This is a genomic window from Flavisolibacter nicotianae (assembly GCF_003628535.1).
Classification (GTDB): domain Bacteria; phylum Bacteroidota; class Bacteroidia; order Chitinophagales; family Chitinophagaceae; genus Flavisolibacter; species Flavisolibacter nicotianae.
Window position 1 is genome coordinate 302,764 of record NZ_RBCI01000005.1, and the last position, 12,683, is coordinate 315,446.

At 52.3% G+C, this 12,683-nt stretch carries 3 protein-coding genes; all 3 read right to left on the bottom strand.

All coding sequences use genetic code 11. The features are described from left to right. Nucleotides 1-40: 40 nt before the first annotated feature. The gene (locus D6024_RS15970; protein ID WP_121355637.1) at nucleotides 41-5,365 is read right to left on the bottom strand and encodes a hypothetical protein; all 5,325 of its coding nucleotides are present in this window, start codon (nucleotides 5,363-5,365) and stop codon (nucleotides 41-43) included. 281 nt (nucleotides 5,366-5,646) lie between these two features. After that, complete coding sequence (locus D6024_RS15975) at nucleotides 5,647-8,835, bottom strand: phospholipase D-like domain-containing protein (protein ID WP_121355638.1); 3,189 nt, start codon at nucleotides 8,833-8,835, stop codon at nucleotides 5,647-5,649. Between the two features lie 15 nt (nucleotides 8,836-8,850). Continuing rightward, nucleotides 8,851-12,681: a hypothetical protein gene (locus D6024_RS15980; RefSeq protein ID WP_121355639.1), complete on the bottom strand. Its 3,831-nt coding sequence runs from the start codon at nucleotides 12,679-12,681 to the stop codon at nucleotides 8,851-8,853. Nucleotides 12,682-12,683 lie beyond the last annotated feature (2 nt).

Consider the following 12,683-nt stretch of genomic DNA (forward strand, 5'->3'; position numbering starts at 1 on the left):
TTCACGTTTTTAGCTGTTGTTTTCCGGGTGGATTCGTTCCTTAGGCAATCTGCCTTGATTCGCTCCATGTTTTGCTGAAGCTGATGTCGATGACAAGGAAAATGCTGATGTCGAGGGCAAATGTCACCGAGGCGGTGCAACTGGTTTCGTCGTCCGTCCGCTCTACCATGCCCTTCGCTTCGATGGTAATCGTTACACAAACAAGACCGCCAATCAGGTTGGCCTGTCCTCTGAACAGCAGGAAGCCGGCCAAGGTGATTTTATCGGTGCCGGCATACATTTCCACACCGATCATGTAAAGCACACTGACATTGCCCACCACCGGGAGGCCGACAACGATTTGCGCTCCAAAACCAAATTTGAGCAGGAGGCTGGGGCCTTTTTGCGTGTCGCAGGCAATCTGTACGTTCACCGATCCAACCGCGTAAATGGTCGCCACAGACAGCGACACGCACATCACGCTCAGGCTGCCGTAAAACTGGAGAAAGGCACCTGCCGTCGGCAAAAGTTGTTTGGGATCCTTGGTGACTTTCAGCGCGGCATTAAAATAAACGCCAATGTCCATCGAGGCTTCCAGCTTCAGCGGGCAATTGGGATCGTTGTATAAAAGGTCGGTTGGCGGAAAGCGTAGGACAGGAATTTTCTTGGCGGCTTCAAACTTGTATTGCCAGATTTCGCCGCTGTTGCTCATGGCGATCTTCATGCCGCGTTTAAGCGTTTCGGCATAATTGCCCGTGCTCAGGTCCGCCAGCATTTGCAGCAGGTCAATCAGCGGCTGCAGCTTCTCGTTAAATTCAATTTCAGGAACAGGCAGGCCGCCAAAACCACCACTGTCGCCTTCGTAACCGCTTTCTTTTCCCTTGCGTGATTCGAAGTTTCCTTTGATGATCATCAGCCGTTTAATGGAACCCAGGTCAACCACCATGGAGAGGTTGTTCATCCGTCCCTTCCACTGCTCTTCCATTTTGCCGGCAAAGCTGTTTACATCAAAGTTGACTTTGCTGCCCGCCAGCGCTGCCCCGCTTTTCTCTTTTTTTGTTTTGTAGTCGATGTAAATTCTAAGTCCGTCCATCTCTACCAGCGGCACATCGAAGTCGGGTACGTCAAACTGCAAGGCTTTGTTGACAAGTCCGTCCACGCCTTTTTGCAAAAGGCTCATTCCCTGCTTGACGACTTCAGCGCCTTTTTTTTCGGCCTCCACCTGCAACAAGTCAAACACCTTGGTGCCGTCGCCCATCAGCGTCTGCGTAAAGGCCGCCGCGCCATTGCTGTTCAACAGGGAGATTGCTTTTCCAAAATTGTCTACCGCGTTGCCAATGTTGGGAAAGATGCTATTGCCGCTCATCAGCCGGTAGGCATCGGCAAAAATGGGTGGTGTTTTGCTCAGCAACATGGCTGTTCCCTGTTTGTATGAAGGGCCAAGGAACAGGGCTTTTTGCGTGGCTGTACTTTGCAGGAATCCAAAATTGATCGTGGCGGTACCAGGAGCCCGCAAAAGGTCGATGGGATGGGTGATTTGAGCAAGGCTGTTGGTGGTGGCTGCGGGCGGAATGACTTGGTCCTTTACCCATTTTCCTTTCCTGATCAGGGGGACCGTTACCGACTCGGCCAGTTGGGTTACTTCGCCGGTGCCTGCAGCGTGTTGCACCATGCTCCAGCTTCCGTCTTTTGGCAGAAACACATTTCCCCTTACTGCGGCAACAAAGGCAATGTTGCCTGTTTCATCCACCGAGTCATTGACATCAAAGCGGTTGAGCCGCATTTGCTGGCCGCTCTTGTTGATGTCAATCGTCGCACTGATTGGTCCGCCAATGCTGCCGAATTGTGTGTTGAGCAAGGCCCTGAACTGGACATCTGTCAACGGTTTGCCGGTCGGTGCCAGTTGCACATAGCCCAGAACTTTTTTGGCCGGTGTCCGTCCATTGGTTTGGCCCATCACCAGGTTCTCAACTTCTACGTCGCAGTCAAACCATACGGGCCGGCAAAGCACCTGTTCGACAAACGCCGCTCCGGTATTTACGGTTTCTTCTCTCGTGATGCCATTGATATATTTCTCTCCCGTGTTGACAGTGACCGACGAAGAAAAATCGGCCACATTCTTGTCTTCTTTGATGTTTTGAACATTGAACAAGCCGCTGACCAGGCCGGGGTGTATTTGGTAAGGCGTGACCTCGACGGTCGGATAAGGATCGCCGGGAGGAGGCGGTGGCGTGCCGAGTTTGATGTATTTGTACCGGAAATCAAATTTTCCATCACTTTCTGCTTTCCAGCCGCTGTCGATCCGGTAGATATAACCGCTGCTAACACGAAAAAGAGTGATGGTTCGCACAACGCGAATTCCCCAGGGGTACAAAATACTTTTCACCTGGATCACCTCGTGTGCGGTGCGGCCCATCATCACATCAAACCGTGCCTGGCTGGTGGCCGCAAATTCCGCTGACGGACTTAGCCAGTTGCTAAACATGTTGGCCCCATAACCGCTAAAATCAATGCGGGTGACCGGTACGCCTCTTCCGTCTTTTGGTTTGCTGTATGTCAGCGGCGATTCGAAGAATTCGCCGTTAAAGATTCGTGTGACACTGTCGCCCAGTGTGCTGGCAAAGGTTGGCGTGCCGTCAAGTCCAAGGATATTATTGATCTGCAATACATAGCCTGGAAACATCCGGCTGTCCTTGTGTTGTGCATCCTCTGCCGGCTTTACATCGTAATTCCCTGCCCACGCCTTGATCTGAATCCCTCCCACCAGGTCGTTCTTGAATTTTGGCTGCAGGTTGTCTAAAACGGGCTTCGTGGTTTCGGTGTGGTTGCCGCTGATTTGTGCGAGGGCACGGATGCCAAACGGTAGGGTCAAAGAAGCGACCGTTTGATTTTTCGGGTTGACCTTGTACTGTTGGAGAATAAACTCAACCAGTGGGATGGGAGCGAGTGGAACCGGTGTCGTACTGTTGTTGAAAATTCGCGTCGGCCCGCCATCGTCCGGGTAATAATTCCAAAGCAAGGGCGGATCCATGATTTGTACACGTTCGCTCAGGTTGAACACAGGTTCCCAGGAGACGATTGGCAATAAGAAAGCCCGCACATTGATCCCTCTTGAAACCACCTGCATATGTTGTACCTGCAAGGGAAACTCGTTGGTTGAAGCATCAATGGCGGTTGCCGTTTTCAGCATTGCCATACGGGTGCTGCCAAAAATGCCAAAGCTTATACCCAACTGGTTGGCATTGCTGCTCACATCCAGCAGGGCAAAGGAGTCGGTGTGTAGCTGGCCAAACCGGTCGTCCCATTTTTTCTGGTAATCCGGCGGGGCATTGTAGACCATGGCACTCACTGCTTCAGTCCCAATAGTATTGAAAGCAGCTACCGGCATCGCAGGATCTTCGTTTGCTTCCACTGCAATGGCGTTGTTCGTTGCCAAAAAGTTGGCAGGACCTGCATTTGGGGGGGCAGCGTTAAAGGTGGAGCTGTTCGTTTGTCCCGTCTGCGGCAGGCCCAGGTGGAAAGAAACGGTAACATCATCCTTTCCTTCCGCCAGAGGCTGAAATTGGATCTGGCAGGTAAGCCAAAGCCACATGCTGTTCCCACCTGCCAACGCTGTCCGGCTACCTCTGAAGAATTGTCTCCGCAAAACGCCAAGGTCGGCGAGGTAGGGGTCGGGCAAGGTTGGCAGGTAACTGAATACGCCAAATGAAAGCAACAGGTTGCCACGGTTCATTTTTGTAAAAGCATCGTTGCAAAAGCCAAACAGCAAAAGACCGTTTGGTGGGCTGACGGTAAACAATGCATTTTCCAGCGCAAGTGAAAAGGGCTTTATCGTCGGAACGTTTTCAAATGGTGTTTTGCTGTCCCATAGCAGGTTGTCGTCGAGCAGGTAGAAAATGCGTTGGTTTTGACCGGCAGCAAAAATGACCAGGCTTTCTTTGGAATGCACACCAACCGGCTCACCGGTTACTTTTACCGGCCGGTCAATGTTCACGTCCGCATTACAGGCCGTCAGCAAAATTTCATTTCCTGCAGAAAGAGAATTATACTGGTAAACAGCCGCCTTGTAATAACGAAGGTCTACCGAGGTGCCGTGAACGTTTTGATCATCCTTCCACAGGTCCATGTGTTGCGTTGCACCGTTGGTGACAGCTGCCAGGTCGGTGATGGCAATCCGGCCCGGTTCGCCGAAAATGACTGGGGAAGATAATAATGCTTCATTGCCATCCAGTGTTTTCCACGAACTATGGAGCCCTTTGCCGCATTGAACCAGCATTGCACCACTGCCCTCGGCAGCTAATGGGTTGCCAATGTCGAGAGTTGCGGCCGACAGGGCCCAAAAGGATTGTTGAATGGCGGCGCTGCCTGCCAGCGATAGAAAAGGCGATTGGCAATTCTGTACGTTAAAATCGACCTGCTCTGTTTGTAGGGGAATAAGTACCCTGCTGATAAACGGGTTGTAAAGCACTGCCTGGCTGCCTGCATACGCAAACCGCATGTCATTGTCATAAACTTTCCAACTCGCCTCACCGATACGCTCCAGGGTTTTGGTCATCCCTGTAAAGCTGAACGAAAAAAGCGCAGGCAAGTTGTATTCGGCCGTCCTTGCATCGATTCCTTCCTCGCCTGTGGCTGTAGAAGCGGGGTCTTTTTGTTGAACAAGGTTGACGCTAACCTGAACCTTGTTGTTGTTTTTAATAACAAGCCTGTTGCCAATCAGATCCGGAGCGGCATCAAGGGCAATCTCACCGTCTTTTACACGCAATCCGCAATACCTGTCGGCAGGTGCTGCTGGCGAAAAAAGAGAGACACGTATCCACACGCTTCCTTCCACAACATTGTATTGCTTTTGTGCGGTGATATTCGTTGCTGTGATCAGGTCGAACAGACCTCTGCGCAAACTTGCTTTGAATAAAATTGTGGGAAGGGCTTGTCCTTCCGTAAAGATTGCTATCAGCTTTTCCGTACGGTAAAAATCAAACCAGGTCAGTCTGCCATCTGCTGCGATGAACGGACCGAAACTTTGTTCAAGCTGGGCACCAGCCGCCCAGGACGGAACGCTGCCGGCAACCTGCGTGGTACGGACGGGAACTTCCCTGACAAACAATCGGAAGCTGTCTTCCTCCGCCGGTTCCTCTTTTGCCAAAACAGTTTTTGCAATTTCCTCGATCGCGGAAAGCCGCACGGGTTCTATTTTTTCTTTCGAAAAAAGATCGGTGGCCTGGAAGGAAAGCTGTTGGTTGCGCAGCGATTCCTGTTCTTGTTGTAAAAGCGTTCCGGCTGCCACCTGCTGCAATTTGCTTAATTGCTGTTCTTCGTTTTCGTTGCTGGTTTGTAAATGCCCGGTTAGCGATGCAAGGAGTGCAGTGAGTTGTTCCTGGTTCATGGCAATTGTTTAGGACTTCTTCTTTAAAGTTAGCAGGGAAACCTGAGATATAGTACGATTTCTATTTATTCATATTTATTCTAATTATCCTGTCTGGCTTTATCGGGTATTCCTGCCAGTTTGTGAATGGAAGTTTTTCACAACGGTGGAGATCACACAGTGCACGAGATTGTTTTTGGACCGTTTGCCTGGTAATTGGAAAAGTTCGAGGTGAGTTTCCAATTTAGCATCACCACACTGCTGTCGATTGAAATGAGCCTGCAAGCGAACGAATAAAATTTTTATTCAGGAACAGTGCTTAGTGCCGCGAGCCAGGTGTTGAGTACCGCCTGTGTCTGGAAAAATGTGTCACCGTTGGGATCTGCAAGGTTGTTGAGTGCTGTCGTTTCCGCCGGCGATAGATCGCTCAGGTCTTCGGGAACAAATGGCTTGATCATGCTTCCCCCGCCGCCTCTCAATAATTCTTTGAGCATCTCGAAAGCCCGGGTGCCATCCTGGAGGAAAACTTTATTGGAGGAGGGTAGATTGGTTTGTTCATTGTCCAAACGCAGGTAGTGCAGCATCAGGTTGCGGCGCAGGTTGGTGATGACCGTGCTTTTGCCGCGGCGTAGTTGTTTGTCGCAAAAAACAACATCTGTGCTGCCGTCAAAAAACAAGCCGCGCTGACTAATACTGCCTGTGCCGGAAAGGGCCCACACATCATCCACAATGATCGTTTGTGTGTTCAACTTCAGCGGTCGGCCGGGAAAGGCAAGCGGATGGAAAGCCACCACCTGGTTGTCCCGCTCAAATAAATGGGTTGTGCTATCCTGCGTACCCAGTAAACGCTTTAGCGAATCGTTCCGGTTCTTGTGGTGAAAACGTGCGATGTTTTCGTAACCGCGGTTAAACGGTACGTCCTGGGCCAGGCAAACAAGCAGCTTGAGTCCCGGTTTCGCCTTAAGTTGGCTGACCAGCACTTCAATTAAATCATCGTCAGGCTTTGGATCACCGGGATTGGAAGCGTATTTCGTGGGACCGAAAAATGCGGTCTCGATGTAAATAAATTGCCTGGCGTTTTCAAACGCTTTTTTTGTTGCATAAAAACTGTCTCTGCGTCCAAATAAAGAAGCTGCGTATTCCCGTTTCAATTCTTCCAGCGCAAGCTGGTGATTGGCGGTAGCCTGTGTACCCGCCATAGCCGTGCGCATCTGGTCTTTGATGGCTTCGGGCAGCCACGGCGGACGGGTATTGGATGCGCCAATGAGCTGTTGCAGTTGGGAGGCCAGTGTGGCCGCATCGGCTGGCAGATTGCCGGTGTTATCCTGGTGCTGCGCCAGCGTAGGCGATTCCGTTTTCTTTCCAATGGTCTGCAACACGGCAGCGATGAACGTTCGACCTGCTGCTCCCGGTAATCCCGGCAATGCATAATCCGCATCGTTCACGAGCCGCGCCATTCGAATCGAAATATTTTGCGTGCGCCGCAATGCCATTCTTGCCAGGTCGTACGCCAACCGGCCGTTGCTCGTTGTTAAGCCGGTCGTGTGCATATCCACGCCACCCGGGCTTCCGGGATTGCCAATTGTGACCAGGTTTTCGCGGCTTTCTTTCAGGAGACGCAATCCACCGAGGTAGGCACTCCAGGCTGCGCCGGTTTTGCTTGCCGCGAGTCCTTCCAGTCTTGACTGCGTCGGTAACATCGGGGCAGATCGTGGCTGCGAACCATCCTGCGTGCCTGAGGCAAGGATAAAGGCGGTGATGTTGGTGATGGCAGAAATGGCATTGGACGATGTTCGCACACCGAGGAAGCCGGTGGTTGCTATGCCCCTGTTGGCAACCGTTACCAGTGTATTATTTCCCGGCAACAGCTTTGCCTGCTCGGCGGCACTCAGGGCTGCCGCTGCGCCAATGGTGGTCGCGATGTTCCCGAACCGGCGGCTTTGCACAGGGTTTGCGCTATTCACAATGACCATGTCGACAATCAGCGTGGCATTGGCCGGAGGAGTTACCGTACTGAAAGGCCGGTTGATGCCCAGCGGATCTTTCAGCCGGAAGGCGGCCGTGCCGTTGCGTACAATGGTGCCGGCGCCGTCGCCCCGTGTTTCCGTGCCGTCGTTGTGAAATACCCGGTGAAAAACACGCACCGCCCATCCGTCTTTCAGGAAGGTTTTGCCGGAAATATTCGCGATCTCGAAATAGACGTCGGTGTTGTTTGCAGCGGAATCGGCAATGTAGTGAGCCGCTTTGGTTATGTTCTGCTCAAGGCTGGCCGAAATCGCTTCATTGTTGCCGGCAATGCCCTGCGAAAACTGCGGCCAGAGATGGTTGCCGCTGCCATTGGGCACAGGCGGTAAATTGAAATCGTTTTGAATATCTGTTGACACGATCATCTGCTCCACGGAACCTGCCGAAAGCACCCGGGCTACTTCGCCAAGACATTCGTTGCCGGTAAAACAAAAGTTGAGGACTTCGTTGTCGCGGATGGGTGGCAACACATTTTCTGTTTTTGTTTTCTCCTCGTCCGGTATGTCGCCCAGCAAATGTTTGTTCCAGTTCACGGCTTTGATTCGGACGAAATCGCGTTGCAGTGTGATACCACTGGCGAGGGATGGATAGCTTGCCGTGTTTGCGAACAGGCCATTGCGTGAAAGGGCAAGCTGCAGCAAAGCATCGGCGCCGGTGTCTTTGGCCACTGGGTTGGCTTCATTTTGAAGCGTGAACAATCCCTGTGCAGCGCCGCCAACATTGGCAAGGTTGACAAATGGAAAAGGTGTGTCGGCAAACGGCCTATTATAAATATCCGTCAGGTAGATTCGCTTCTGGTTACCGTCTGCTTGAGCAATCTGGTGGATCTGGCGATTAGCCGGTTGCGAGAACGGCGGCGCCGTGCTGCCTGATGGCTGGGCGGACCCGATTGATTTGCTTTCGAGGCTCCAGTGTGTTTGCAAAAAGGTGTCCAGTGCATTGGCAACAGCCAGCGGATCGATCACGATGCCCTCTTCATCGTGAATGGTCAGGTTGCCTTTCATAAACAGCCGGTCGCCCGGGTTGAAAATTCCGGGCTGGGGTCCGTGCACGGTGTCGCTGCCTTCCGTATGGTCTATTTTGCCAGAACTGGCATAAAAAAAATACCGGGGCACCGGCCTGTCAGGCTGGTCGCTGTTGGTTTTCCCTTCCAGTACAGACGCATAGAGCCTGCACAACGAGAGGTAAACCTGTGGTGTGGGTTGCAAAACAATGCCACCTGCAGGTGTAGTACCATCGTGAAGTTGCAGGAAAGACGCATGCAGGTTGTCCTGTGGGTTTGTGTGTTCGTCAACAGTCACAAGGCCAGCAAAGGGTGCTACCCATTCGTCCGTATCAACAGAAAGGGTGAAGCCGTCCGCGGCGACTGTTGGCAGGGTATTCGGTGTGCTCTGTCCGTTAACCGTCCAGGATTTTGAAAGCTGGGGACAGGCGATGCCGAGAAGTTGAATGATATCGTTGATCATGATGGTCTGCTTCGTTTAGATGATGGGCTGTTCTTTTTCAACGACGTTTCCATTAACATCGGTGAGGCGGATAATCACTGACTTCGCCGCAGTAAACGCGTTCAGGTTAGCAACTCCCCTGAACACGGCTTCGTAGGTAAAGAATCCGTCTGCATCCTGCAGTCTTCCGCCTGCGATAGCTGCGTTACTGTTAGGGAAGAAGGGGAAATTGTCCGGTATCTGGTGCATTGCGATGGCGAATAATTGCTTGACAACGTTGTGGACCTTTGCCCGTAACAAAATGCTCAGCGTGTATTGTCCTGCAGGCGGTTTGGTTTTGCCCAACTTCGTTTTGAAATTGAGGTTAACCGCACCGGCCGTGCGTTTTACGGCAATCTTGCCAATGACGATATTCTGTACAGGCCTGGTGAATGTGACGATGCTTTCTGTCTTCCTGCCAAACGGGTCTGCCACTGCTACTTTTAGCGTGACCTTTTCTACGAGCGGAAAGTTCAAGGCATAAGTGGAGAAGCCGGTTGCATCAATGCCCGGTAGCCGTACCAATGTATTCGGGGGTTCCACTACGCCTGCTTCCAGTTTTTTGATCGCGGGAAGATCACCGCCGGCCATTGGTTCAAACAAGCCACTGGCAGCCTGTTTGAACACCAATGCCGTATGGTTACCGTGCGGGCTTTTACCGACATATGCATTGGAACGAAACGAGAGACGAAGTTGTGTCTGCGCACTGTTTGCAACCAGCGTTACGGCGTTTAATGCCGGCGGTGCAGCGGGTGGTGGCGGCAATAACTCCAACAGGTTGGAAGCCGGCGAACGACCCGGCAATTTGCCGTTCGCCGGCTCGTTGATGCCCTGGCTAACGGCCCGGTAGTACAGGGGTGCCCAGCCTGCAGGGATGTTTTCTTCCACTTTAAAATAGTCAAAGGGTTTTGCCGGATCGGTCACCACTTCATCGTTCACGCCATCGGTGATCCTGAATTTTGTCCAGCCGGCGGTTGGTCCCACACTAACGGGTAAGCCCATCATGTTCACGTCAGCGCCAAGGTATTCTTTGGTTGTACGGTACAATTCGATGGTGGCAGTGTTGTTTCCCGCACCGACATTTAGTTTCAGCACAGCCTTGGGTGTAACAAGTTTTTTATTGACGAAACCCAGTAGCGACGGCGGGCCGGGTGTGATCTTTTCGGGAATGGCCACGTAGATCCAGTCACTCAGTTTGCTTTCCGCCCCCTGGTCCGTAAACGATGAAACGGCATAGATAAACAAGCCTTGCGTATCGCCATTCAGTTCCAGTTCTATGTCCGGTGTAAACAGGGGTTTTTTATTGACACGGGTAAATGCATCGATGGCGCGGTTCCTGTCGGCCGCATTGGTGCTGGGAAGGTTTAGCGCATCGCGCCGTTTAAAGATCGATTCGTCTTTGGGGTAGTTGACAATGCTGAGCAGACGGTCTTTCAAACTCATCTCTGTCGCGAGGTAAACAGCATAGCTGACCGCGCCGGGCACGGGGTTGAATGTCAAATGGAACCGGCTGATATTGTTTGCATCGGGGAGGGTAGCAAACTTAATATCGGGAACAAAGAGCGGCGGATTGCGTGGTACCGGGTCAGCCGCCGTAATGACAACCGGTTTGGAAAAAGGTGAGAAGGCGCCAGGGTTTTTTGCTTCTGCTGCACGGGCATAAACCGTGAAATAAAGTTTGGTTGTCGAACTGAAATCGAGGTTGAAATTTTTTAATGTGACGCGGTAAGTGCGCAGATCGGTGTTGGAGACGGAAGGCAATCCGTTGCTGCTGCCGGCCGATGCGCTTGGGTCTTCTTTTACATCGCCTTCTGTTGACGGCACGGGCACCAGATTGTTGGCTGCATCGAGTTTGAAAAGTTGTGACACATTCCCGCTGAATCGAATACGGTATCGTTCCGTTGATCCACCGCTGTTGCCAACCACGACGCCCTGCACGGTCACAGGCGGGTTCGGGTTGGGTGGCGACACAAAATAGCCTGCAAGCTGTATTTCGAAAGGCGTTCGGTCTTCCCAGTCCCATGCCAGCACGATTTCCAGTTGTGAGCCGGGATAAATATGGTTGTTCACACCTTCGTGCCTGCCGGTGAGCTGGGCCGAAATCACCCGTGGCGTTTGCGGCGGACGGGCCACCAAAACGTGTGAAGCGACCGACCAGTTACTCCAGGTGCCGAATACGTTTTGTGCGGCGGTATAATACTGCTGTGTGAGGCTGCCCACAAACGGAACGGCGGAACGGTCGTGGTGAAAACGCTCAAACCCGCTGCCGTCGCGGCCGGGCGGGTCAACGGCATTTTCATCGGCACGAAGTGCGGGTACATAGGGCATGTTCTTGCCGGCTATAAACGGACGTTCCTGGTTAAGAAATTTGATGTTGGTGCCAGGCCCGGTGTTGTTCTTAAAAGCAATCGCGTAACAAAGCGGACTCCTGTCCTGGATGGGCGGCCGTTGCCAGCTTAGGCGCACATGTTCGTAGTCGTTATCGTCCCGCACAAGCGGCCTGTTTTGCCCAATGGTATCGGCCTGCAGCGCAGAAGGCGGAAGCGGATTTTGAATATCAAAATGGCTGATCGTGGCATACTCGGTTTCTACAAAGTTTTTGAATTTCAACTTGTAGGAGATCGCAAAGCCTTCCTGCTCGGGTACCAGTTGCAGAACCGGTGTACGGAACGTTGCACTGATCATGTAATCGAAGGCATGGATGTTACCCGGCAATGCAATGGCAGCAATGCCTGGAACGGCGGCGCCCAGGGGTAAGAAATCTATCGTTCCAAAACCCAGGCCCAACGCATGCCAGCAGTCGGTTGCCGCGGTCAAAATGGTCGCTGCACAAACGGGGTGTTGAAAAGTGCCATCTTCCTGCGGAGCGGGATTGGCGGGATCGACAACCCCCAGTGTCTGCATTTCTTTCACATAGTTTTCCTGTAGCCCTAATAACAAGTCTGGTGCTGTCTTGTACACTTGAGTTAGCATCTCTTTGATGTCGTTCAGCGTACCAGTAATACAGTTTTTCAAGGCCACCGTTTGTTGATACGATTTTACCAGCTCGGTACCGGTTGGCACCTTCCAAAGCGGGATCGCAACACCATCGGGTGCCGTGGGTGGCGGGTCTTTGTAAAACAATTTATAAATATCGGCCCGTTGCCTGCACGCCACATCCGGCGTTTGCAGAGCATTGATATAGCCCTGCGGCGTGGTGCTGTACAAAGTCTCGTCTATACTGCCAGCGGTGAAGGGCAAACCAACAATCTGAATACGCTTCCAGGCCGGGTCGTTCACGTAATTCAACATCGTGATGCCTGTAGCTGCCGTAATTTGAAATCCACCGCCGTTGATACGCAAACCACCGAGATAGGGCTGGTCGACCAGGAAAGAAAAACTGTTGCCGGCCGCGATGCTGTTGAAGAATTGCTTCTTCCCGTTGTAGTCCTGGAATTCGGCATCCAGCGGGGCAATGGTGTAATTGGCAGGAGAGCTTTGACTGTTTTTCACCGTGATCATCACGCGGAAAAAAGGTCCGTTCTGAAAAGCCACGCCGTTTGTCATTCCTGCCAGTACAATGGCTTCCGGTACAAGCGAGGTTTTCTTTTCTTTCCGGTATAGCGTAAAGGGTGTAATGGGCAGGCCGAGACCGGGGGATACACGCCAGCGTAAACCAATGGGAACCGTGGCTGCGGGAAATTCGGTTTTGATATCAAAGCCCAACGCATCGATCAGCCGTTTAACTTCTTCCGCCTTGAAGGTGCGCATGCCGCCATCCTGGTTGTAGGCTGCCGGCGCAAAAGCCGCTTCACACTCGATTTTCATGGGCGCAATCTTTCTTGCCATGT